Here is a 23,919-nt window from a genome sequence, read left to right on the forward strand (position 1 = left end):
GTTTAACGTACGCTTTTTTTGATGGCTTCTAAGTAGGCGCGTTGCGCTTCTTCGCTAGAAAGCAGCAAGAAGTTCGGAGCCGACAAACCATAGAACTTATTGATGTCGCTCGCGCCGGAGGCTTCTTTCGAGAGCAAACTGCCAGAGCTCAACAAGTACTTGGCGTACAAATCAGGTGCTTCTTGCAGTAACTCGCGTGCCAGTTTTGTCTCTAACCCTTCGCCTTCCAATCGGTTGAGTTGCTCTGCAATGCTTTTGGCCACGATGGCGTAAAGCGATGCTGAAGAGGCAATGCACTTCGCTGCCATAGCTTCTACAATCGCTGCAATATCCAGTTGTAATGTGATGGTGGTAAACATCTGACCGAGCGCCAATTCATTGTCGACTTTGATGCGTTGGTCGAGCAGTTCATCACAATCCACGGGAGTTGTTCCTGCGCCGTGTTTTTGGGCAGCATGCTCTGTTGCAAAGTGGAAGCGCTCTGGCCAAATTCGCGCTGCGTCGTTGTCTTTCATCGCGAGCGTCATTTTGCCCTGTTGATCAAATGCAACGATGGCGTTTTGCTGGTTGGACTCCAATGCGATGCCATAACGCAGCCACAAGGTAAGGTGTACTTGGCATAATAGGTCGACGTAATCTTTGAACCACGCCAGCGTATCTTGTTGATAGTACTGCTCCGCCAAATGTTCTAAGAACAAGCGACCATCAGGCATTGGGCTAGCCAGTGCTGCAACCGGAACTAACGCTTTGTCTTCGCAATGAGTAAGTGGGTACTCACGTACGATGTACGCGAAGGTTTTATCCTCGCCGACGTGTCCACCGTGCTTTTCGTTGCAATGGAACAAGCGACTGTTTAAGTCGGCGTCCGTTTGTTCAAGGTGGCTGAGTAGGCGTTCAAACCAGTGGCCGTCATACAGTGTTGAAGGCTTGATTAAGCGAATGTTTTTCGTGCCTAGCGATCGCATGATCAGCGGAACTTTGATGTGAATATGCGGCGCGTCGTTGACTACCACAGTACGAACGGAAAGCGTTGGCGTCACGTCTAGGTACGTAAACGGCGCTTCTATCATGCCTTCGGGTAAGGCTTCTAAAGAGCGAAGGGTGAGCGGATGCGCAGGGAACAGTACGTGGCTCAGTGCAAAATCAGCAGGAAGCCCCACTTGCTCCATCGTCGGCCAGCAATCAGGTTGTTCGCTGGTTAATGTCACCAGTGATTTTTCAATCGCAATCCAATGCAGAGCAAAGCTTTGTGCGAACTCGGGCGCGTACTTAGCAAGGTCTTCATCGCTCAGACCAAACTTCGCACGCGCAGTTGGATAGTACGGGTGGTCAAGGTAAGAAGCGATCTGGTCGGCAAGCAGCAGTTTTTGATGCCAAGAGCCAAGCTTGGATATTGGTTGAGAAATGTGGTCTGCGTGATGATGAAACGCTTGGTCACACAGCGCTTTGTGTTTCTCTGCACATTCCAGCTCTTGAAGATACCCCGCCAACAATTCGTGAGAGCTCTCATGCGCCAGTGCCGTTAGTAGCGCAATCCACTCTTTGTAATGCTGTTGATGCTCGACTTGGCCATTTTTCTCCACCCACCAACCTGGTGGTGTTTCGTCATTGGCGTGACCGTAGCGCCAGTGCTGCATGTAATACGTTGGCGCAACAGGTAAATACAACGTGAAATCAGAGTTGGCAAATATCAGCCAGACTTGCTCGTCTTGAGGAACAATTACCCCTTTTGGCGCGTCTCTACTGAACTTGGCCTTCGACAAAATGCCAAACATGTCTTCGCGCAAGCAAGTGTCGATCAATCGTTGCGTTAGATACAAAGCGTTGTCATTCATGCTGCCACCTCACGAGTCGGAGCGAGATCGAAATTGCTAAGCGCGTTCTGCAGCGCTTGGTCGAGGTTTCGCCCTGATGGTGAGACAATCGAAATTCGGGCGAGATAATCCTTATTGGAATAACTCTGTTGGAAGTGTTCTCCAGCGGTTTTTAGTACCTGTTGCTGGGTGATGATATCGTCATCGTGTTGGATGAACGACGTCGAACCTCCGTCAATCACACCACTGTGTCCCGCAACTACGTAGTGCACGTGCGCTGACCCATGAATTTGGTAATCGCCGTCCAATCTTCGACCCAGATGCAGACCCAAAATCGTGCTAAACCAGCCGAAGTGAGCGAGATTGTTGAGCAAGAATTCGCGGCCATCTCCAATACTGCGGTAGTTAATTTCCACCAGAACCGGGCCGTTTTCCGTGATGATAAATTCGCTGTGGCAAACTCCAAAACCAACGCCGAACGCTTTCAGTTGAGCCAAGCAAGCTTCTCGGTGAGCAATGCCGTTTGGTCCGTTCCAGTCTGCGGCGGTTTCGATAAAGTAAGGCGGCTCAGAGAGCGACACATCAAAACCGCCCACGGCGATAAGTTGGTTACCGTCTCCTAAAGTTTCGAGCGTAACCAACGGTCCTTGAAGAAACTGCTCCACCAGAATGGCGGCGTTTGGGTGCTTTTGCCAAAACGCCTCGCAGTAAGCATCGAGCTCGCTTTGGGAGTCACAGCGCTGTACATCTAAACTTGCCACGCCTTCTTTGGGTTTTGCTACGACAGGGAAGGCCATGCCTAATGCCGCATTCGAATGGCGGTGCAGCAAACAGCTTTGTGTGTTGGGTAGGGCTTTTTCATTTAACACTTGTCGAGTTAAGTGTTTGTTTTTGGCCTTTAACGTGACAGACCAATCTTTGGATGGGAGGCCAAAAAATTGCGCGCAGATGGCGGTGGAAGTTTGTAAGTGATCACTATTGCTAAAAATAGCGTCTGGCTTTAATTCATGCTCCGTGATGGTTTCGATGAGTTCTAATGGGTTGAAGACATCACATTCTAGAATGGTATCCGGATTAAAGTGACTATCACGACTCGCCAGCTCTAAATGGCTGAGCTTATGGTCGGTGATAAGAACGACGTGAAGGTCCATCGCTTTAGCTGCAGGCACGAAGCCGTGAGTGACTGCATCGTTAACGACATGACTTACGATAATCATCGTAGATTTCATGAGCTTTCCTAATTTTCTAACATTTTCTTCTAACGTTGATAAAGTCGCTCACGGTCGTCTTCCAATGTGCCTCTCGCGAGACGGAGGGCAGAAGTTTTAGTATTTATTGTTATGATGTTTGGTTTTTTTTGTTGTTAGTTGTGTTTTTAGGGTAAATAAATATAGAGCATAAAATTAATATTGCAAATAGAAATAATATTTGTTCTTATTTCCATCCGTTGGCTTTATAACAACTAAACGGAATTATGGAATGAATAAATTATTGACCCTGACCCCCTTGGCGGTCGCGATTGGTTCTTCACTAGTAGCACCAAGCGCAGTGGCTTCAGAAGAGACGAACTCAACCTCATCAGCAACTGAAACGATTCAAGTCTTCGGGCATCAGTACGAAGGTTATGCTGAACACATGCCTCAATCAGGCACCAAAACCGATGTGGAATGGCTTGATGTGCCACAAGCGGTATCCGTAGTAACGAAAACAGAAATGCAAGACCGAGGCGCGGTGCGCTTAGTGGATGCGCTAGATGGGGTAGCCGGGGTCAATAACACCTTGGGCGAAGGCAGCCGCGATCAGTTCATGATACGTGGTTTTGATTCACTCAACGATATGTACCGTGATGGCTTGCGAGATGACGGTACGTTGCAGTCTTACCGCAGCTTAGCGAACGTTGAACGCGTTGAAATTGTGAAAGGCCCTGCGGGTGCTTTGTATGGCCGTGGTTCGGCTGGGGGCATCATCAACTTGGTGACGAAACGCGCTAACGGTGAGAATTTTACTCACGTAAACGGTAGTGTAGGCAGCAACAACCAGTATGTTGGTCAGGTCGACAGCTCAATGGCGTTTACAGATAAGGTCAACGGGCGTATTAACTTGGAATACCGTCAAGCCGACTCGTACGTTGATCATGTTGATTCAAACGATTTCTTCATTGCACCGACCATTCGTGTGTTACCAGCGGAAGGTCACACCATTGATATTGACGTGGAATACGCCCATCAAGAACTAGTGCCGTATCGTGGTGTGCCATCAAAAAATGGCAAGCCAGTTGATTTGCCAGTAAGCACTTACTTTGGCGGCACAAACGACTATCAGGAGTCAGACAGTCTCCGTATTGCGGTGGATTACGAATGGCGTCTGAATGATCAATGGGTATGGAACAACCGAGCGGCGTTCAACCATATCGAACTTGAGCAAAAAGGCACGCGTCAGGGCAAAGTGACGGGTAATGAAGTGTCTCAAACCGTTAACAACTTTGGTTACGATCCACGTACTACGACCACTTTACAATCTGAGTTGGTTTGGGAAACCAGGGACAATCAATTGATGGTGGGTGCAGATTTCAACCAGATCGATATCGACCTAACGTTGGCAAGTGACAAAACGCTTCCTCCGCAAAATATCTACGACCCAGTCGTTGGTCCAACGCCTGATCCGGGCTTTAAGCCATTTCGTGACAATACCACCACCACGACAGGTTTGTATGTGCAAGACGTCTATACGTGGGGTGACCTTTCTTTGATCGGTAACGTGCGTTACGACTCGATGGAACTCGAACAACAAAAAGCGGGCTCAGATAAGGAAAAATTGGATGATGACAAAGTCAGCTACCGTGCTGGTTTGGTATACCGCATCAATTCCGACACATCCGTATACGCCAGTTTAGCGCGCTCTTGGCAGTTACCGTACGCTGGTATCTACATCAATCCAAAATTGGCGGAATTCTTCCACACCGACTTAAAAGAGGTGGGTGCGAAAGCGTACCTTTTGGATAACGCATTAATGTTGAATGCGGCACTGTTCCAGATTGATCAAGAGCAACCACAAACTAACGTGGACGGCGATGTGATCGATAAAATTGAAGTGCGTCACCAAGGTATTGAATTAGAGGCTCGCGGTCAAATCACCAAACAGTGGGACATCTCTGTGGGTTACAGCTACTTAGATGCGGAAGACAAAGCCACAGGCAAAAAGCCTAACGATGTATCAGACCACTTGTTCTCTCTTTGGAGCACTTACCAATTGGATGACAACTGGCGTTTAGGCGGTGGTGTGAAGTACGTGGGCGACCGTTACGCAGGTAACGACGAAGCCGTCGCACTTGGCGATTACACAACGGTGGATTTGATGGCGGCGTACACCACTGGTCGTCACAAAATCCAAGCGAACGCTTACAACATTTTGGATGAGAAATACATTCTTGGCGCAACAAACGGCACGTCTGGCTTAAACCAGATTGGCTATGGCGCACCAGCCGAGTTCATGCTCAGCTACGGATATCAGTTCTAGGCTTTTTGTGCGTAGTTAGCGCCTGTTAGCCGATTTTTGCCTCATATTGAGGATGTTTAGCCCCGAGAGCCTACGGGATATATTCTGCCCGAGGCTCAATTTCTCGCAAAGGAGATCTTAATGTCTTACCAGAATTTGGATGGTAAAGTGCGTGTACGTGCTGGTTTGTCTACCACTTACAGTGTGCTTGCGATTGCAATCGCTTCTGCCACATCCATGAGCGCGGTTGCCGCTCCTGCTAAAAAAGAACAAACTACCGCGATGGAAACCGTCGTTGTCACTGGTAGCGTGATTGGTAAATCTGAAATTGAAGACGTCAAAGAGTACCCAGGTGCTCGTACCGTCATTACCCGCGATCAAATCGAGAAAACCGCCGCAGGCTCGATTGATAACGCGCTACAGCGCGTGCCGGGTATTAAAGTTCAGGATGAAAGCGGAACGGGCGTATTGCCTAACATTTCCGTACGTGGTTTGAAAGCAAGCCGTAGTGGTCATGCTCAGTTCTTGATGGATGGTGTACCGCTAACACTTGCGCCATATGGTCACACTGGTCAGTCTATCTTCCCAGCAACACTGTCGATGCTTGATCGTATTGACATTGTACGCGGTGGTGCTGCAGTACAGTACGGCCCAAACAACGTCGGTGGTGTGATCAACTTAGTGACCAAACCGATTCCACACACGTGGCAAACTGAAATCAGTAACCGCCTTACCGTGTTTGATGGCGGTGATGCGCCGCTGAATGATTTTTACCTACGCACGGGCGGCTGGTTAAGCGACACATTTGCACTACAGTTGGAAGGTAACTTCCTAAAAGGTGAAAGCTTCCGTGAAAATTCCGATACGGACGTGAAGAACTTCCAAGCCAAAGCACAGTGGCTACTGAGTGACACTCAAGAGATTCAAGCATTCCTGCAACGTTACGATGCTGAAACGCAAATGCCGGGCGCACTTTCGCCACAAGATTACGAGCAAGATCGTCACCAATCGAAACGTCCTTACGATGATTATGAAGGTAAGTCGACGCGCTGGAGTGTTAAGTACATCCACGATTTGCCATTTGCCGACAGTGCTGAGCTAGAAGTGCTAACGTTTGGCCATAAGTCAGAGCGTCTTTTCAAGTGGGGCTTTAACAGCGCGGGTGGCCATTGGGCGGATCCGGCTCTGCCAGCGACGGACGTTCGTACCTCTCCACGTGAATTTACCGTGTATGGTATAGAGCCAAAAATGGCGATGTACTTTGGCGAAGGTAAATCCGTTACTCAAAACTGGATCGTGGGTACCCGTTATGTTAACGAAGACATCGACTACAAACTCACTCAGACTCCAATCGCCGGTGGTGCAACCAGCGTTCCGCGTGATTGGCATTTAGATACGGACGCGTTTGCTGGATACGTTAGCAACGAAATTGGTTTGTTCAATGATACATTGAAGGTAACGCCTGGGTTGCGTGTTGAGTCGGTTCGAATGACGTTTACCGATCGTGGTAAAAAACAAACAGCAGACAACACCGTGACGGAATGGTTGCCAGGTTTGACGGTGGCATACAACTTAACTGATCAGTGGGTGACGTATGCGAACGCGCAAAAATCACTTCGTGCGCCACAAATTGCCTACATCCGAGGCTTGGGTGAAGAAGGTAGCGAACTGGCTTGGAACTACGAAGTCGGCGCGCGTTACACCCAAGATGCGACCAGCTTTAACGCTGCACTTTATCGCATCGACTTTGAAGATCAATTGCAATGGCAAAGCTCAACGCAGACTTTCGATAACATCGGAAAAACACTTCACCAAGGCATAGAGCTTTCTGCTCGTTATGTGCCTGAAGTTCTACCTGCACTGAGTTTAGGCGCAAGCTACAATTATCTAGACGCTACGCTTGAAGAAGAAGGCGCGAATAAAGGTAATCAACTGCCTTACACCTCTAAGCATCAGCTTGGTTGGGATGCAACTTACGCATTTTACGGCATGGACACCACGCTATCGGGCTTCTACTTCAGTGATTCGTATACCGATAACGCCAACACCAGTGCCGAAGATGCAACAGGCGCAACGGGTAAAGTACCATCTTACATGGTGTGGAACTTCAACTTGGGGACGGATTTATACAAAGACGACAAAGGCAAGTTACGCATGAATGTTGCGGTGAACAACTTGTTTGACGAGGAGTATTACTTCCGCGGGATTGATACCAGCCCAGTTGGTCGGTACCCAGCTCCGGGACGCTCTTATACACTGGATCTGAACTATCAGTTTTAAGCGTTTCGTTCACCGAGTTTGAAAAGAAAAGTCGCCAATTTACCTTGGCGACTTTGCCGATCTTAGGTACTGGAAAACTCTTAGCACTGGAAAAAGCAAGATGAAAAATAAAAAACAATTTACGATCAAACACTTTTCAACCGTTTTGCTGATGCTACTGAGCTCAGCTTTGATGTCATTTAGCGCATTTTCTCAGGTGCGCAGCGTGCAAGATGAGCAAGGCACTTTTGAGCTAGAAGCGATACCTCAACGTATTGTGGTTTTAGAATTTTCGTTTGTCGATGCATTAGCGGCAGTCGATGTCTCACCGGTAGGCGTCGCCGATGACAACGATGCCACACGAGTCATTTCTGCTGTTCGTGCCAAGGTTGAGCCTTGGCAATCGGTCGGCATGCGCTCGCAACCGAGTTTAGAGGCGATTGCGGTGCTCAAGCCGGATTTGATCATTGCTGATGCAGAACGTCATCGTGCGATTTATCAAGATTTGCAGCGAATTGCGCCAACTTTGCTGTTAAAAAGCCGTGGTGAGACATATCAAGAAAATCTTGAATCCGCACACAAAATCGGCGTGGCAATTGGCAAACAAGCGAAAATGACACAACGAATTGAGCAGCACAAACAGACAATGGCGGAGTTCAAACAGCATTTTGCGACACAAGAAACCATTCAGTTTGGTGTGGTTTCTGACAAAGGGATGTGGCTGCATAGCCCGGTTTCTTACGCTGGGGGCGTTTTGAGTACGCTGGGCATCCAAAGCCCGCTGGCTCCATCTGAGCAAAAAGCGTATATCCCAACCAGTTTCGAACTTTTACTAAAAACCAACCCTGATTGGTTACTAGTTGGACTTTACTCTCAACCAAATATTGTGGATGAGTGGCGCAAAAACCCATTATTTAAGCTGCTAACCGCTGCGAAAAAACAGCAACTTGTTGAGGTATCTCCTGAACTGTGGTCGTTAAATCGCGGCATGTTGGCTGCGGAAGAAATTGCCCGCAATCTTGAAGCGTTATTGGAGCGCTCATGAGTTCGGCGATAAGCTCGGAAAGCGCGTCTTCGGTTAGCAAATCGCATTGGAAAGCGAGCTTGTTTGTCTGTGCTATGGCGTTGTGTACGCTCTCAGGCTATGCAGCCTCAATGATTGGCTGGTCCAACTTTTCTTTGAGCGTTAATGATCTGACAAGCTATTGGTTTGCGTTTGATGAGGGCAATATGCTGCATCAAATCCTCGCGACGCTGCGTGCGCCTCGTGCCTATGCTGGGTTATTAATTGGCGCTTCGCTTGCGGTATCCGGAGTGCTGATGCAAGGATTAACTCGTAACCCTTTGGCGTCGCCATCCATTCTCGGCATTAATGCTGGTGCGGCTTGTTTTATGGCCTTGGCGTCCATCGGCGTACCATTCTTTAGTCAATTGAACCCAATCATCAACGCAGTACTCGGCGCGCTACTAAGTGGTGGTGCGGTCATGTTGTTGGGTGGTTTTTTCTCCGCGCGTTCTCACCCATTGCGTTTAGTGCTAGCGGGCATTGCCATCAGTGCACTGCTGATAGGGTTAACTCGTGCGTCGGTAATTTTGGCGGATGACATGGCTTACAGCGTGTTGCATTGGTTAACGGGTTCACTCTCTGCGGTAGATTCTGAGCAGTTGCAGCAACTGTGGCCTTTTGCGACTTTAGGTTTGGTGCTCGCCATGGGCTTAGCGCGAAACTTAAATTTACTCGCGTTGGGGGACGAAGTTGCTGTTGGGCTAGGTGGTAACATTCGTCTTACTCGATTTATCAGTGGTTTAGCGGTTGTGCTGTTGGCAGGAACTAGCGTAGCGATTGCTGGGCCAATTGGCTTTGTCGGGTTGTTAGTGCCGCACTTGGTACGCCCGATTGTTGGTCACAACTATCACATTCTCATTCCGGTTTCCGCCTTGTGTGGCGCGGCATTGGTGACGTGGTCAGATGCTTTATCACGAGCGATTGCCTTTCCGGCTGAAACGCCAGTGGGCGTGATTACCGCGCTGTTGGGCACACCTTGCTTTATCGCGATTGCAATGAGGAAATCATCATGATGAATCAAACCAAACTGTTTGCATTAGTTGGATTGTTGCTGATTGCGTCTTCTCTCACGCTGTTTGTTGGCGCGGCGAACATGTCGGCTCAACAGGTTTTTGCATTACTGTTTTCTTTCTCTGAATCGGACTTTGTGATTCACCAATATCGATTACCGAGAATGTTGCTCGCCATTGGCGTGGGCGCTGGGTTGGGGCTGTCAGGCGTTTTAGTTCAAGGCGTCATCCGTAATCCACTTGCCTCACCAGATTTAATGGGGATAAGCGCCGGAGCAGGACTGGCGGCTACCGCTTGTTTGGTGCTGTATCCGAATGCGCCAGTGGCAATGTTGCCGATGGTCGCCATGGCGGGAGGCTTGCTTGCTGCTGGCTTTATTGCTGTGCTGGCTTACTGGTCGAAACCAACACCAGCACGTTTGGCGCTGATTGGTGTTGCTGTCAGCGCATTTTTAGCCAGCGGTATCGATTTTCTTCTGATTGTGCACCCTATCGAAATCAACACGGCGATGGTATGGCTAACCGGCAGTTTGTGGGGACGAAACTGGCAACAAGTGCCGTTTATTTGGAGTGCTTTATTGCTGCTACTACCATTGGCGTTTTGGCTGGCTTGGCGGCTAGATGTGATGGGACTGGGAGAAGAAAGCGCCACTACACTTGGCACGAAACCAAGACAGATCCAAATTATTGCGTTGATTGCTGCCGTGCTATTGGCGAGTATCAGTGTGTCTGTGGCAGGCACGATCAGCTTTGTTGGCCTGCTTGCGCCGCATCTTGCGCGTTTGCTGTTTGGCCACAACCACAAGTTGTTGACTCCAGCCGCTGCAACCCTTGGCGCTTTGTTGGTGATTTGCGCCGATGGTTTAGCGAGAGGCTTACAGCCGCCAATTGAGCTACCAGCGGGAGTGCTGACATCTGTTATTGGCGCACCATATTTCATTTTTCTTTTGTATCGTTATAGAGGTTGGTAAGCATGTTACGAACGCAGAACTTATCCGTCGCGTACGGCAAACAGACCATCATTCCAGATCTCTCTTTGTCGATTCCTCAAGGTAAAATTACCGCACTAGTTGGTCCAAATGGTTGCGGTAAATCGACACTATTAAAAACCTTGGTACGCATCAATAAACCCGCTTCTGGCCAAGTGTTGTATGACGACAAACCACTAAGCAGCTACGGTGATAAACGCTTGGCGCGTTCGTTGTCTTTGCTGCCGCAGATTCTTGTCAGTCCTGAAGGTATTACCGTCAGAAAACTGGTCGAATATGGCCGCTCGCCTTATCTCTCTCATTGGGGCAGGTTAAGTCAACAAGACAAAGCCTTGGTCGAGCAAGCAATGCAAGATACTGGCGTGATTGAGTTTGCTGACAAGCCAGTTGAATCGTTGTCTGGCGGTCAAAGGCAAAGAGCGTGGATTGCGATGGTAATGGCGCAAGATACCGACGTAGTGATGCTTGATGAGCCAACCACTTACTTGGATCTCTCTCACCAAGTTGAGCTGATGAAACTCATGAGGCAGATGAACGACAAAGGCAAAACAGTGGTCGTAGTGCTGCACGATCTAAACCAAGCGTGCCGTTACTGCGATCATTTGGTGGTGTTGGAAAAAGGTCAGTTAGTCACGCAGGGAACACCGCAAGAGGTAATGACAGAAGGCATGTTGTCATCGGTGTTTGATATACAAGCGAGAGTATTTAATGACCCAATCTCAGGCACGCCGATGTGTGTGGCGGTGTAGGTTTACGTCTTTGGAAAGCTATCTGCAATAAAAACGTCGATCCATAAAAACAAACCCCGCTAGTAACAAAGTTGCTAGCGGGGTTTGTTGTTTTTAAGAGCGTCCTTAATGTGGCGTTTAAGCCAGTTTAAACGTCGCCACTTTCGAGTTGAGATCCTCAGCTTGCGATTTCAGCTCAGCAGATTGATTCATCGATTCTTCGGCACCAACTACCAAGTGATCGGTCACATCTTTAATGGACGTGACATTTTGCGTGATTTCATTGGTTACGTGCGTTTGCTCTTCGGCGGCGGTCGCGATTTGCGTTGCCATATCGCTGATCAGCGCAACGGCCGCGTTGATTTCATCCAGAGCCAGTGCTGCGCGATCTGCATCTTCCACCGAACCTTGCGCGAGCTGAGAGCTTGTATCCATGATGGTCACAGCGCGTTGTGTGGTTTGCTGCAAGGTCTCGATCGTCGAGCGAATCTCTTCGGTTGAGGTGTGTGTGCGTTGTGATAGCACGCGAACCTCGTCTGCAACAACGGCAAAACCGCGACCTTGTTCACCTGCACGCGCCGCTTCAATCGCCGCATTCAGAGCCAGTAAGTTGGTTTGTTCTGCGATGTCTCGAATCGTTGATAGTACGGTTGAGATGTCTTGCGCGTGCTGGTTGAGCTCGCCGATGACAACGCTCGCTTGGTTGACTTCAGAAGACAAATTGTTGATGGATGACTTGGAGTTGACCACTAACTCATGACCATTTTGTGTGCTCGCTGAAGAGTCTTGAGCGGCTTTAGCCGTCTGCTCTGCATGTGCTGCAATCTCTTGCGTTGCTGATGCCATTTCAGTCACAGCGGTCGCCACCATAGTGATTTCTTGTTGCTGATGGTTCAGATCGGAAACCGATTGATTCGCGCGATTCGTGCTCAGCTCCGATTGTTGGCTCAGTTCTTCCGCTTGGTGACGAATATGACCAATAAGCTGCTGTAAACTTTCAACAAACTGGTTGAAGTTTTCAGCCAGTTCACCAACTTCGTCACGGTTTTCTACTTTGATGCGTTGAGTCAGATCGCCGCTACCGTTGGCGATTTGCGCAAGCGCATTCGAAACATTGTAGAGCGGACGGAACAAGATGTTACATAGCAGGTTAAACAAAGCCACACAGATAACGACGACGATAGTGGTTGCGATGATTTGATCCCAAACTGCATCGTAAAGTGGGGCAACCAACGAGTTTTGATCTAACACTGTGACCGTTGTGAGTTTGGTACCCTCTATGTGGCGCGCGTAAATCACATATTCGATGCCGTTAATAGAGACGCGACGTTCTGTACCTGAACGTGCGGCTGACGTAATGTCGTTGTTGTTGAGGCCTAGCTTGCTAACCGGTTGATTCAGCAGTTTACCGTTGTTATGAGTGAAAATATTGCCCTGTTCATTGGCAATAAACATATAACCTTCACCCGGTAGGATCACTTGGTTGAGGCTGTTCAGGATATCACCGATCTCTACGTCAGCACCCAGAACGACGGTTTGACCATGCAATTGCAGGGCTTTACCGAGCGACACCACATTCGCACCAGTTGCAGCAGCAACGGTCGGATTATCCATAAAGACTTTCGATGGATTGGCAATGGCGTTGGTGTACCAGCCCCACTTGCGAGGATCGTTATTACCTGGTGGCAAAACCACCCCATTAGCGTTGTCTTGTGACCCGTCCGGGTAAGCGAGGAAAACGTTATCGAACGCGCCAGAGTCTCGGACTTGTTTCAAATGTGTAACCAGAGAACGTTTCTCTGAATCAGAAGAGAGTGAAGTCAGTGCGCGCTCTTTAGAGAGTAGCCAGTCCTTTACGTATTGATTGTAAGATGCGCTAGTGCTTTCTAGTCGCTGTGCGACTTCGACATCGAGCCTATTTAATGAATCTCGAAAAGACAGCCCCTCTACCAGCACTCCCCCTAGAATGATGGCGGCACTGGCAGAGATTGCCAGTTTGTTTTTTAATGATAGATTTTTGAACATAAAGCGAATAATAGATCTTTGAATAATAGTTGTTGTGTTTTTATTCTCATCAGTGCTCTCTGCGCTGTTGAATATGCAGCAGAAAGTCAGATTCGAATCTGTTCAATAATTATATTTTATTGCTCAAAATAAATACTGACTCCATGTCGCGAATTTGAGTTTTACATCAAATAAGCAAAAGGATTTGGGACGATATTATTTATGTATTTGTAAAGTAAGGATTTGTCGATTTTTGTAAATGAGAATTCATTTCAATAAATGGTGATCTTTATCACATTTGCGTATTTGATAATCCATTAAAAATGTGAAGGTTATAGCACCGGATATATATTGATTAGCTTAATCATTGTTATGGGCAATCGTTATGCGCAGTATATTGTTAGTCCCCGCGTTATTAGTGTCAGGGTGTGCTCTGATACAACAGTCGACGCCGATTCAACCTGACGCCAACTGGCACGTGGACCAGTTATCGAACGGTATGAAATACCATCTTTATCCAACAGAAGACCAAGAAGTCTCGGTCCGTTTGGTGATGAATATCGGCTCATTCCAAGAAACATCCTCTCAAAAGGGTTACGCTCACTTTGTTGAGCATATGGCGTTTAATGGTAGTGAGCATTTTACCGGTAACGACGTTGTCAAACTTTTCGAGCAATCTGGTGGTAGCTTTGGCGCTGATATCAACGCTTTTACCAGTTATCAGCAAACGTCTTACCAACTTGACCTTGCGAATAATACGAAGCTAGAAGATGCCCTGAAGTGGATGAGAGATATCGGTAACGGGCTTGAGTTTGCTCCTGAGCAAGTAGAGAAAGAAAAAGGGGTGATTCTCGGTGAATGGCGACGTGCTAATCCGGATGATAAGTCCTTTTCTATGCATGCTTACCAAGCCTCGATTGAAGGCACTATGTATGGTGAGCATGACCCAATTGGTACTCGCGAAGCGATTCAAAACGCTTCCTCGAGTAAGTTAAAGGCGTTTTACGACAAGTGGTACCAGCCACAAAATGCCGAGTTGATTGTGACCGGTAATATCGACATAGATTCACTGTCCAAGATTATCAAAAGCAAGTTCTCGAACTGGGAAAGTACCTCGGATACGGTAATAGAGAAGCGCCGTGATATTCGAGTGAACAACGAAAACAGAATCTTGCCAAGTAACACGATGGAATCACCAAGTCTTCATTTAGTGATTGAGCGTGGTCTAAGTGGCGGTACGACGATTGAGCAACAACATGAAGTGTGGCGTGATGAAGTCGCAACACAACTCATTCAACAGCGTTTGATCCGTGTACTCAGTGATGCCGCTGAACCTTTTCAATACGCTTATGCAGAGCCCTATTACTCTAACTATCAGCGTATGATGTCGGCAGGGATTTCGTTTGCACCAGATCGCCGCGAACAAATGCACCAGACTTTCATTCGTACCTTGGCGTCGTTGAGAGATTATGGTGCGACTCAATCCGAGTTAGATAGCGTTATGTCAAATTGGCAAGGTGAACTTGCAAATATTGATTCAGATTGGAGTCAGCGTAAGCCAAACAGTTACGCAGAAGCACGTGTTTTTCAAATTGGACAAGACAGTGTCAGCCAATCAAAAGAGAATTATGCCCAGAGTTTGGCAGAATTCATCAACAACGAGAATTTAGAGAGCATTAACACACAATTGGATGCCTTGTTATCTCAGCAGCCAAGCTTTTTTATTGGTTTGGGGAAAAGCGAAACGTCAGAACAGTTCAATGGTGTATTTGCCGCTCTAAACAGTGCCTATCTTCAAACTGGCGAAAAACCGTTAGAGATGTATGACAAAGTGGATGGATTCTTAAAGCCTACCCAGGAAGGCAGCATCACGAGCATGCGTCAGGAAGCGGGTGGTTTTCAAGTCTATACGCTATCAAACGGTGTCGAAGTGTGGTTCCAAAAAGATACTAAAGCGGGTGGTCGAGCGTATATTTACTATGCGAGCCAAGGTGGTAAAGCCGCTGTTGATCCGACGTTGTATGCCGCTTATGAAATCGCAGCAACAACGGCAATACGCAGTGGGTTAGGGGCATTTTCTGGTTCAGAGCTAGATAGCTACTTACGCAAAAACAACATTGCGCTTGGCGCGATGCTTGATGCGACCAGTCACGGAGCGCAAATTACGGCGCCAAATACGCACCTAACCGATGCTTTGAATGGACTATACAACCTAGCGACGGAGATTAAAGTCGACGAGCACCAGATGGCGGCAGCGAAGCAAGAGTTTAAACAGCAGAGCGGCGCTTTTTTTGAATCACCGATGGGAAAACTGATTCAAAAAGCAAACGGCAATTCTTATTTGCCGGGGAGTCGTCATCGTATAGTGTCCAGTGATGATGTTGAACAAGTGACTTCCGAGCAGATACTAGCGGTGCATGAGCAACTTTTCAAAACCAATGATGGTTTTAAGATGGTTATTGTTGCAAACGTAGAGCCGGAAGAAATTACACCACTTTTGCGTAAGTATGTGGCCTCTATCGAAATGAAACCTAGTCGTTCGATTGATTATCGCGTTGCGTTTAACCCGGAAGTGCCGGAGCGAACTGTGGTTGCGGATGGGCATGAACCTTCATCGTTGTATGTAATGCGTTTGACTAATACGAGCGATTACCAACGTACGGCAAGAGACACGGTTATCGAAGATATTTTGCAACGTATTAGTAATGCGCGTGTTTTGGATATTGTGCGAGAAGAGTCTAGCCTTGATTACAGCCCGAGCATTTACACCATGACACAAGATCGCGAACCCATCTCTGATTGGCTCTTGGAGTCTCAAGTCGAGCCCGAAGACGTGGCTCTTTTAGAGAGTAAACTGGGCAAAGTGTTTGATGATTTAGCGTCAAATATTACCCAAGAAGAAGTGGATACGGCCGCGAAACAACTGGCAGTCGCGATGCAAGGATTGGATGATAACCCAGCACAGAGATCATGGGCATATACTCGTTATTTGGTGCATGATTACGGCGTCGATGTGTTACTTGACGTTGAGAAAGTGGCTAAAAGTGTGACGTTAGATGAAGTGAAAGCGCATGCAAAATCAGCTTTTGGCCCACAAGCAAAACGCTCGGTGATGGTTTTAAATCCGGCCGAATAATCACGTAGTTTCTGACGAAAATCGTGGCAATAGTAATAAAAAGACGGCGTGAAAGCCGTCTTTTTTAAGCACTTTAATCAAAGCTTTTATGCTGATTTACGCGAAAGTCGCTTTTCATTGTTGGTGTTGTTTTCTTTTGTGATCGCACTGTCTTGAGCCTTACCCTTTAACGTTACCACTTCCTTTTCAGGTAATTCGGCTGCTTCACCAAAGAATTTGCCACCAGGTTCAATGCTGAGGTTATTGCTCCAGATCCTACCGCTTACGCGTCCCTTGGCAAGCACTTGAATGTGTTCTGCGTGACAGTTTCCGTCCATCATGCCGTTAATGATCAGCTGTTTAGCGTAAATTTCACCGTTTACTCGCCCGCTTTCTGCGACAACGAGAGTGCCTTCCACGTTAATTTGACCATCGACGATGCCATCAATCTGGACATCGTTTTCTACTTTGAGTTCTCCGCTAAGAGAACAGCCTTTGGCGATGAGAGTTGAAGCTGCTGAGCTACTCGTTGTTCCACTGTTTTGATTAAAGATTCCCATCGTATTCTTCGCTCCTTAGTAAAAATGTCTTCGAAATCATTAAGGCTCCAATCGACAAATGGTTTCGGATTCAGTGCTCGCCCAACAAATCGCACCTCGTAATGCAGGTGAGGGCCAGAAGAGAGCCCACTGTTGCCGGAAATTGCAATCAGCTGCCCTTTTTTGACGAACTGACCACTTTTTACTTTGAACGCTTTCAAGTGCGAATAAGAACTCGAAAAACCGAAAGAATGTTGTAGCCTGAGGAAGTTACCAGAGCCTTTATTACTGCGGCGGGTGACTTCCACTACCCCATCGGCAGGGGCATAAATTTTGGTGCCGATATTTACGGCAAAATCGAGCCCACGATGCATCTTGGCAACTTTTGTCACCGGATGGATACGCTTACCGAATCCGGAAGATAGTCGTACGTTGCCGACTGGAGAGCCACTTGGTATTTGGTTTAATAACACCATGCGAACGTTTGAGGTTATCGCTGCTGCATCGAGCCTAGCATCCAAGTTATTTGTCGAGGTATGTTCTCCAACCCCAAGCACTTTCTCTAATTCACCCAAACGTTCCGAAACAAGTTGTACCCGTTCTTCCCGTTCTGAAAGGTCATTTTCTAGCTCTGATTTAAGTGTTTTCAGTGTGCTGAGCTCTTCACCCATGGTGCGTGAATGCTCTGTCAATTCAGCTTGTTTTAACGCTGCATTATCAACGCGAGTGTACAAGTGATGAATTAAGATTACGGTCGCGGCCAGAGCAACAACAAAAAAAACGAAAAACGTTTTTATGTTGCGTTGCATCCTTTTACTGAAGTACCAATGTCTTGAGCCATTGATAGTTGATATAGAGATCGTCAACTGGTCTTTCATCGTCTTCTATTGCTCGTATTTGGTATACGTCTCGTCACTGAGTTAGTAGGAATGTAAGGAAAACGAGTAGGGACCGCCAGAGGCAAATTGGAAAGAAGTGTCAGGTCGTGAGGCGTTTTCAGATATTAGATAAAAGACTCAATAAAGATTTAATATTCTGCTGATTTTGGTCGTAATTACTCCAAATCGCTTCATTTAACTGAATATTATGATTTTTAAGGCGGTTATCCGAGAAATTGGATTGTGAATATTGCCAATAGCATCCGCACGCAATTCAACTTACTTCACGGTTTGCCTTATAAATGTTGGATAATTTATCAAACCGACATTCATTACATCGATAACTTGTTTATGATAGCGGTTGATATAAAGCACTATTCATTGGCTTTAAACCTAAGCGTTACATTTCGTTTAGGAACACATAACTATGACAACGGAGTTGGTCGTGAAAAAACTACTATTGGCTACAGCAGTGGTCGCAGCAGCAGGGGGCGCTGGCTACCTGTACCAAAACAATACTACCGCGAGTGATGCAGGCTCACTGTTAACGCAAGTTCCTGCAGATTCACTTATGGTGACGTATCAGACAGAACCTTTTAACCATTATAAATACATGAACGCATTCGGTACGGCGAATCAAGGCTCGATTGCAGAACTTTTTGCCGATGAACCACTGTCTCCACAACAGCAGTTTGCAGTTAACTTATTCGATGGGTACCTAGAGAGTGCTGCGTCGCCAGAAACATTAAAAGCTTATTTGGGCACCGGGGAAAACATTAATCCTGTGTTGTACACAATTGGTATGGTACCGGTGTACAAAGTGGATATTGAAGACCCTGCCGCGTTATGGAAAACACTGGATCATGAAGAGCAGATGAGCGGCGCTAAGCATGAGTTGGTTAAGCTTGGTGACGTCGAGTATCGTCGTTACGAGATGACTGATTCAATTGACCCGCAGGACGGTATTGGCTTGGTTGTAGCCGTGGTTGATAACGTGCTTACGTTAACGGTTGATGTTCCGCAACTGGGCGTTCAAAACCCGATTAAAATGGCATTAGGGCTTGAAGCACCAAGTCAAAATATTGCTGACAGTGGACGCCTTGAGGCGTTGCAAGCCAAATACGGTGAAAACAACAACTCTTTTGGTTACTTTGATCATCGCGAAGTGATTAAAGGTTTGACGACGAAAGATGGCAATATGTTTGCTCGTCAAATCAGCACGTTGGATGCAATAGATCCTGAACCAACTATTGAGGAAATGCGTTCACCAGCCTGCCATACTGAGCTCACTCAAGTTGCAGAAAACTGGCCTCAGTCCGTCGCGTTTGCAGAATACAAGATGAAAGGCGATCAGGCGTTCATTAAAGGTTCTTTTGTTGTTGAGTCCAACAATAAAGTGATTCTAGATGCGCTCAAGTCGATTCGTGGTGTATTGGCAGAGTCTAAAAGTGATAAGAGTTTCTTTAGTATGGCGCTTGGTTTAGACATTAATACGCTAGCGCCATCGATTGGTCAGATTTGGGCTGACTTGACTCAGCCTCAATACCAATGCTCTTTATTGACACAAATGCAGCAAGAGATGGGCGGCCAGAATCCAGCAGCCGCTGTAAGCATGGGGTCAGGCATGGTTAATGGCCTTAAAGGGTTAAGCCTGCAAATGTTTGATATCAAAGTAGATACTAATGCTCAGCATGGTGAAGTATTTAGCCAGCTAGATGGTATGTTGTCTCTTTCTGCCAATGATCCAATGATGCTTATTCAAACTGCGCAAATGTTCGTTCCTGAACTTGCTCAATTGCAAATTCAACCGGATAACCAACCTGTTAATGTCAGTGAGCTATTAGAAATGCATACTGGCATGAAGGTGGACGTGTTTGCTCGTCTAAACGAAAACCATTTCACCCTTTACAGTGGTGATAGTGCTGCGGAAGCAAGCAAAGAAGTGATGGCGCAATCACTTTCTCCAAATGGCTTGTTCAGCTTTGATTTTGATTCAGAGCGTATTTTGGAAGTGTTAGAGAGTGCGTCGTCAATCACTGGGGAGCCGGTTCCGGATGATGTTGTCAAAAGCTTACAAGGCGAGCTTGTTGGTGGTATGACGATGGACGTGACAGACCAAGGTATTGGTTTTGAGTTTGATTACCGTGGTGCAACTAAATCTGTAACGGTTGCACAGCAGTAACACGTTGCGTAGAAAAAGGCGGCGCAATGCCGCCTTTTGTTATTATGTACCGTATTAAAAAGCGAGTGGGAAGAACGACGCTTACTCATCTATTTGAGGATGAGAGTATTGCTGATATTCAGGTAACTCTTTTCTTAAGTTACTAAATGTCGCCCATGCACTTTCTTTTGAAAGTTTGTTGATCAGCCAGTTTGGCAATAGACCTCCGGGATCAGCAAACGCCTTGTATTCCACGAGTGTTGTATCGTTTGTGAGTTTTTGTAACTCCCAAGTCGCATCAACCGAGCGAATTCGAACATAACCATTTTGTTCAGCAAGATATGAGTCAGGTGCGCTTTTGATTTCTATCGTGAATCCCAGCTCATCGACCCAGTACTTTGAGTAGGTGACCATATCCCGATTTTTGGCAGGCCATGGCGCTTTAAACTGGGTGTAAACGATGTTCTCGGTGGCCGATATTTGATTTAAAACCCGGCTATGACTGGCATTGTCAATCCAGTTCGGGATATTGTCACTGTCTTCCAGTAGCGTTAAAAATGCACCATAGCTGGTGGGTGTGAACATCCGGGCACGGATCTCAACTAAACCGTCACTATGTTCTCGGGAGTAAATTGTGATTCCATTCTTGTCACTCTCGAACTGCCAGTTCTCGTTGGCGCTCGCATCAGTACCAGCGGATATCAATGTGGCGAGTGTTAAGGCGCCAATTCTTAAATGCAACATCATGTTAGTATCCGCCAACTTTTCCTAAATTTAAGTTTATACGATTTGTCGTAACTATAAGGACAATAGTATGTTTTTTGTTATCGTTCTGAAGGTTGCTCTGCACTGAAGCCACGTTGAATGTTGGTGAAGGTAAGCGATGCAAATATTACGATAACGATCGCTAGATGCCATGCTTGACTCAATCCAAGCTGTACCAGAGTTAAGCTGACCAATGAGGAGACGACCATTTGTCCACCACCAGACATTGCCGCTGCGGCACCTGCTTGCTTTTTATAAGGTTGCATTACCATCGCTTGTGCACAAGGTAGGGCAATACCATTCCCCAAGATCATTAATAGCTGTCCTAGCATCAGAAATAGAGGCTCAACAGGACAGAAAAATAACCATATTGCGGCAGCGAGGTGAAGAAATGGGGTGCAGAGCAGCATTTTTTTATTGCCAATAATTGGCCTTACTCGGTTACAAATCGTGGTACCACATAACATACCCAAAGCGGGAATGAGCGCCCACATCGCGTATTGAGCGGAGGTCATGCCAATTTGATCTTGCATGATAAATGGCATCACAGAGACTGTCGTAATCATTAAGCTGAAGTTTAACCAACTGATACTGGTGAAACTCATAAAGTAACGAGACGTAAGTAAGCTCTTGTATTGGAGTAACATTTTTCGGGGTGACGGAATGACAGAACGTTTTGTGATGGTTTCTGTGAACTTAAAGGCGATGATTACCCAAGCCAGCGAGACATAGCCCAACAGAGAAATAAACACCATACTCCAACCGAAGTGGAAGTTGATAAAGCCGCCAATCACAGGTGCAATAAGTGGCGTGATTGAAGCCGCCATGGCGATGTAAGACATTGCCACTGGGAGTTCATCCCCGCTAAATCTATCTCGAGTCGACGCCCTCGCGAGTACCGCGCAGCATCCTGTACCTAACCCTTGTAAAAAGCGCCCCATCACCATCCCTGTAAATGTGTCACTGAAGAAAATAATCATCAGCAGACCAGACATCGCGATGAGTAAACCGGTAAGTAATACTCTTTTTCGTCCTAAAGCATCTGACACTGGCCCGTAGATAAATTGAGAGGGGCCAAAGCCGAGCAAATAAATACTCACAAGTAGTTGAGCTTGGTCGAGGGAGATGGAAAAGTCTTTTGCTATCCATGGCAAAGAGGGCATGACTAGCCCCATGCTCAACTGGCCAACGCTAATAATAAGACAGGCGAGTAGTATAGTATGAAAGTTGATTGGGCGACTCATGACTGGTCTCCATTCAAACAACCTTTTTGGCGTCGTGATCTTAAGCCGCCTTCGTCATCCACTTCATTTAGCTTTGCTTTGACCCGCTTCACAGTCGATAGACTGACTTCGCATTTCTCTGCTACGTTTTGCAATGTGTAGCCTTCTAGCAGTAACGTTGCGATCTGTTGGTGTTTGGTTTTGTTTGCGGGGCGGCCGCGAAACTTCTGTTTCCATAATTCTGGCTGCTCTTTAATGGCCTGTCGCCCTTGCTCTGCGGCAAACAGGCGATGTTCAGTCTGCACTTTCCCATATCCAGATAACACTGTGAGTAGTGTTTGAGTTTGAACAGAACCTGGCTCAAAAGTTAGTGATTCACATACGGTTTTCAATGTTACCCCTTTATCGAGTAGCATTTTTATCGTGTTCAATGCTTGACTAAAGTCGCGACCAAATGCGGTCAGCCACCAGAGCACAATCGTATCCCCAGCTCTGACGGAATCGAGCAGTCGTAAGAATGCCTCTCTCTCGGTTGGAGGCATGCAACCACGAACCTTATCCTCAAAATGCTGAGCTTCGGGCGCAAAAGCTTTTAGAGTATTAAGGTGCTCTTGGTAAGCTCGATTTTTTGGCGAATAACGAGTGTAAAGATACGTGGTCATAAGGATTATGAGCCTCTTTTTTTGGTTCATATAGTGTGATGGCTCATAAATATACATGGGTTCATTAATGCTTACAACACTAAATGAGCCGTTTGGGTGTCAGAGGCAAATAAAAAAGCCAACCGAATGGCTGGCTATAGCTATTTAAGCTTTTGTTGTCTGGCGCTCGATTAACTTCACTGGCACCATCATTTTTACTAGGCTGCCGTTTTTCGTATTAATTTGATCAACAATGATCTTCACGCACTCGCGAGCGAGGCGACGGAAATCCTGGCGGAATGTGGTTAGTTGATAGCTCAACCATTCTGTCTGAGGAATATTATCAAAGCCAATGACTTGTAAGTCCTGAGGAATGCTCAACCCGCATTCTATACGGGCGATATCCATGACCGCCATAGCAAGGTTATCGGTTGCACAGAACACCGCTTCAGGCCGATTTTTGTCTGCCAGTATGGCACGGACTTTATCAAGTGAGCTCGCGTAGTCATAACTGGCTTCAATGATGCGTGGCGTCTTGCCGGTTAGGTCTTCAAATTCAGAGCAGAAGCCGCTTTGGCGTTCGTCATTCGTAAAGGTTGGCACTTCTCCCGTCAAATAAACCGCGTTCTTCACGCCACTTTTGTGCAGAAGTTGCGCGGCTTGTTGGCCTGCTTCGTAGTTGTCACTGATAACGTAGCTACTCCTAGTACCTTCAACAACTCGTGCGTATTGAACAATTGGGATATTAAACTCTTCACATTCTTCATAAAGGGACTTATTGAAGGTTGCGGAAGCGGCAATGACACCATCGACGCGATACTGGAAGATATTTGGGATTGAGTGGCCCTCTTCTTCATCCACTTGCCATGGAATCAATACGGCAGAATAACCTTTTTTCTGTAACTCACTGGAAATTAATTGCAGTGTTTTCATATGGATAGGGTAATCCGCATCAGGAAACACTAAACCTATCAATTTCGATTCGTTTGTGGTCAGGCTACGTGCAAAGGCGTTAGGGCGGTAGTTAAGGGCTTTAGCCGCTTCAAAGACTTTTTGCTTGGTCTTTTCGGATACTGAGCTACCCGGAACAAACACGCGCGATACAGTAGATTGAGAGACGCCTGCCATCTTTGCCACATCTTTTGATGTGACTACGTGTTTAATTGATTTCATGAATAAAACTTAGTTGCCAGTAATTGAGGTCATAAGACTAGCATAAATAGGTACGTATT

General features: G+C 46.8%; 17 protein-coding genes. 8 read left to right on the forward strand and 9 right to left on the reverse strand.

Annotated elements, in window-relative coordinates:
* Nucleotides 1-2: 2 nt before the first annotated feature.
* Nucleotides 3-1,835: an IucA/IucC family protein gene (locus R7P67_RS00925; protein WP_262653182.1), complete on the reverse strand. Its 1,833-nt coding sequence runs from the start codon at nt 1,833-1,835 to the stop codon at nt 3-5.
* Nucleotides 1,832-3,043, reverse strand: a complete 1,212-nt coding sequence (locus R7P67_RS00930; RefSeq protein ID WP_005374706.1) for an acetyl-CoA carboxylase biotin carboxylase subunit family protein — start codon at nt 3,041-3,043, stop codon at nt 1,832-1,834. The genes R7P67_RS00925 and R7P67_RS00930 overlap by 4 nt, the downstream gene beginning before the upstream one ends.
* A gap of 250 nt (nt 3,044-3,293) precedes the next feature.
* Here R7P67_RS00930 and R7P67_RS00935 point away from each other — a divergent pair, with 250 nt between their 5' ends.
* From R7P67_RS00935 to fecE, 6 genes are all read left to right on the forward strand, one after another.
* The gene (locus R7P67_RS00935; protein WP_025768678.1) at nt 3,294-5,330 is read left to right on the forward strand and encodes a TonB-dependent receptor; all 2,037 of its coding nucleotides are present in this window, start codon (nt 3,294-3,296) and stop codon (nt 5,328-5,330) included.
* Nucleotides 5,331-5,450: 120 nt separating this feature from the next.
* Complete coding sequence (gene pvuA, locus R7P67_RS00940; protein WP_085569432.1) at nt 5,451-7,589, forward strand: TonB-dependent siderophore vibrioferrin receptor PvuA; 2,139 nt, start codon at nt 5,451-5,453, stop codon at nt 7,587-7,589.
* Between the two features lie 100 nt (nt 7,590-7,689).
* Nucleotides 7,690-8,613: a Fe(3+) dicitrate ABC transporter substrate-binding protein FecB gene (locus R7P67_RS00945; protein ID WP_085569431.1), complete on the forward strand. Its 924-nt coding sequence runs from the start codon at nt 7,690-7,692 to the stop codon at nt 8,611-8,613.
* A gap of 74 nt (nt 8,614-8,687) precedes the next feature.
* On the forward strand, nt 8,688-9,647 hold the full coding sequence (locus R7P67_RS00950) for a FecCD family ABC transporter permease (protein WP_411912803.1): 960 nt from the start codon (nt 8,688-8,690) through the stop codon (nt 9,645-9,647).
* The gene (locus R7P67_RS00955) at nt 9,644-10,615 is read left to right on the forward strand and encodes a FecCD family ABC transporter permease (protein ID WP_262653186.1); all 972 of its coding nucleotides are present in this window, start codon (nt 9,644-9,646) and stop codon (nt 10,613-10,615) included. The genes R7P67_RS00950 and R7P67_RS00955 overlap by 4 nt, the downstream gene beginning before the upstream one ends.
* A gap of 2 nt (nt 10,616-10,617) precedes the next feature.
* Nucleotides 10,618-11,382 (forward strand): Fe(3+) dicitrate ABC transporter ATP-binding protein FecE, encoded by a 765-nt coding sequence (gene fecE, locus R7P67_RS00960; RefSeq protein WP_262653190.1) that lies wholly within the window; start codon nt 10,618-10,620, stop codon nt 11,380-11,382.
* Nucleotides 11,383-11,499: 117 nt separating this feature from the next.
* Here the strand turns inward: fecE and R7P67_RS00965 are convergent, their stop codons facing one another.
* A complete protein-coding gene (locus R7P67_RS00965) occupies nt 11,500-13,386 on the reverse strand; it encodes a methyl-accepting chemotaxis protein (protein ID WP_262653192.1) in 1,887 nt (628 codons plus the stop codon).
* 364 nt (nt 13,387-13,750) lie between these two features.
* On the opposite strand from R7P67_RS00965, the gene R7P67_RS00970 reads away from it, so the two are divergent.
* A complete protein-coding gene (locus R7P67_RS00970; RefSeq protein WP_262653194.1) occupies nt 13,751-16,501 on the forward strand; it encodes a M16 family metallopeptidase in 2,751 nt (916 codons plus the stop codon).
* 86 nt (nt 16,502-16,587) lie between these two features.
* Here the strand turns inward: R7P67_RS00970 and R7P67_RS00975 are convergent, their stop codons facing one another.
* Together R7P67_RS00975 and R7P67_RS00980 are read right to left on the reverse strand one after the other, a co-directional pair.
* The gene (locus R7P67_RS00975) at nt 16,588-17,040 is read right to left on the reverse strand and encodes a polymer-forming cytoskeletal protein (RefSeq protein ID WP_080276973.1); all 453 of its coding nucleotides are present in this window, start codon (nt 17,038-17,040) and stop codon (nt 16,588-16,590) included.
* Entirely contained in the window at nt 16,944-17,897 is a 954-nt protein-coding gene (locus R7P67_RS00980) for a M23 family metallopeptidase (protein WP_005374721.1), read from the reverse strand. The genes R7P67_RS00975 and R7P67_RS00980 overlap by 97 nt, the downstream gene beginning before the upstream one ends.
* Nucleotides 17,898-18,324: 427 nt before the next feature.
* On the opposite strand from R7P67_RS00980, the gene R7P67_RS00985 reads away from it, so the two are divergent.
* A complete protein-coding gene (locus tag R7P67_RS00985; protein ID WP_262653196.1) occupies nt 18,325-20,079 on the forward strand; it encodes a hypothetical protein in 1,755 nt (584 codons plus the stop codon).
* 81 nt (nt 20,080-20,160) lie between these two features.
* Here R7P67_RS00985 and R7P67_RS00990 read toward each other — a convergent pair whose 3' ends face one another.
* From R7P67_RS00990 to R7P67_RS01005, 4 genes are all read right to left on the reverse strand, one after another.
* Nucleotides 20,161-20,805: an START domain-containing protein gene (locus tag R7P67_RS00990; RefSeq protein WP_137282971.1), complete on the reverse strand. Its 645-nt coding sequence runs from the start codon at nt 20,803-20,805 to the stop codon at nt 20,161-20,163.
* A 77-nt stretch (nt 20,806-20,882) separates the two neighbouring features.
* Nucleotides 20,883-22,067, reverse strand: a complete 1,185-nt coding sequence (locus R7P67_RS00995) for a multidrug effflux MFS transporter (RefSeq protein WP_262653199.1) — start codon at nt 22,065-22,067, stop codon at nt 20,883-20,885.
* Nucleotides 22,064-22,708, reverse strand: coding sequence for a recombinase family protein (locus tag R7P67_RS01000; protein WP_053350170.1), 645 nt, complete (start codon nt 22,706-22,708; stop codon nt 22,064-22,066). The genes R7P67_RS00995 and R7P67_RS01000 overlap by 4 nt, the downstream gene beginning before the upstream one ends.
* 144 nt (nt 22,709-22,852) lie before the next feature.
* Entirely contained in the window at nt 22,853-23,860 is a 1,008-nt protein-coding gene (locus R7P67_RS01005) for a LacI family DNA-binding transcriptional regulator (RefSeq protein ID WP_005374731.1), read from the reverse strand.
* Nucleotides 23,861-23,919 lie beyond the last annotated feature (59 nt).

It is taken from the genome of Vibrio sp. Vb0937, from assembly GCF_033338855.1.

Excerpts from the sequence above, each read along its gene's own strand:
- R7P67_RS00955 (WP_262653186.1), top strand. The coding sequence starts at position 9,644 with ATGATGAATCAAACCAAACTGTTTGCATTAGTTGGATTGTTGCTGATT.
- R7P67_RS00980 (WP_005374721.1), bottom strand. The coding sequence starts at position 17,897 with ATGAAAGACCAGTTGACGATCTCTATATCAACTATCAATGGCTCAAGA.
- R7P67_RS00930 (WP_005374706.1), bottom strand. The coding sequence starts at position 3,043 with ATGAAATCTACGATGATTATCGTAAGTCATGTCGTTAACGATGCAGTC.
- R7P67_RS00965 (WP_262653192.1), bottom strand. The coding sequence starts at position 13,386 with ATGTTCAAAAATCTATCATTAAAAAACAAACTGGCAATCTCTGCCAGT.
- R7P67_RS00950 (WP_411912803.1), top strand. The coding sequence starts at position 8,688 with ATGGCGTTGTGTACGCTCTCAGGCTATGCAGCCTCAATGATTGGCTGG.
- R7P67_RS01000 (WP_053350170.1), bottom strand. The coding sequence starts at position 22,708 with ATGACCACGTATCTTTACACTCGTTATTCGCCAAAAAATCGAGCTTAC.
- fecE (WP_262653190.1), top strand. The coding sequence starts at position 10,618 with ATGTTACGAACGCAGAACTTATCCGTCGCGTACGGCAAACAGACCATC.
- R7P67_RS00935 (WP_025768678.1), top strand. The coding sequence starts at position 3,294 with ATGAATAAATTATTGACCCTGACCCCCTTGGCGGTCGCGATTGGTTCT.
- pvuA (WP_085569432.1), top strand. The coding sequence starts at position 5,451 with ATGTCTTACCAGAATTTGGATGGTAAAGTGCGTGTACGTGCTGGTTTG.
- R7P67_RS01005 (WP_005374731.1), bottom strand. The coding sequence starts at position 23,860 with ATGAAATCAATTAAACACGTAGTCACATCAAAAGATGTGGCAAAGATG.
- R7P67_RS00945 (WP_085569431.1), top strand. The coding sequence starts at position 7,690 with ATGAAAAATAAAAAACAATTTACGATCAAACACTTTTCAACCGTTTTG.
- R7P67_RS00990 (WP_137282971.1), bottom strand. The coding sequence starts at position 20,805 with ATGATGTTGCATTTAAGAATTGGCGCCTTAACACTCGCCACATTGATA.
- R7P67_RS00995 (WP_262653199.1), bottom strand. The coding sequence starts at position 22,067 with ATGAGTCGCCCAATCAACTTTCATACTATACTACTCGCCTGTCTTATT.
- R7P67_RS00925 (WP_262653182.1), bottom strand. The coding sequence starts at position 1,835 with ATGAATGACAACGCTTTGTATCTAACGCAACGATTGATCGACACTTGC.
- R7P67_RS00975 (WP_080276973.1), bottom strand. The coding sequence starts at position 17,040 with ATGGGAATCTTTAATCAAAACAGTGGAACAACGAGTAGCTCAGCAGCT.
- R7P67_RS00985 (WP_262653196.1), top strand. The coding sequence starts at position 18,325 with ATGACAACGGAGTTGGTCGTGAAAAAACTACTATTGGCTACAGCAGTG.
- R7P67_RS00970 (WP_262653194.1), top strand. The coding sequence starts at position 13,751 with ATGCGCAGTATATTGTTAGTCCCCGCGTTATTAGTGTCAGGGTGTGCT.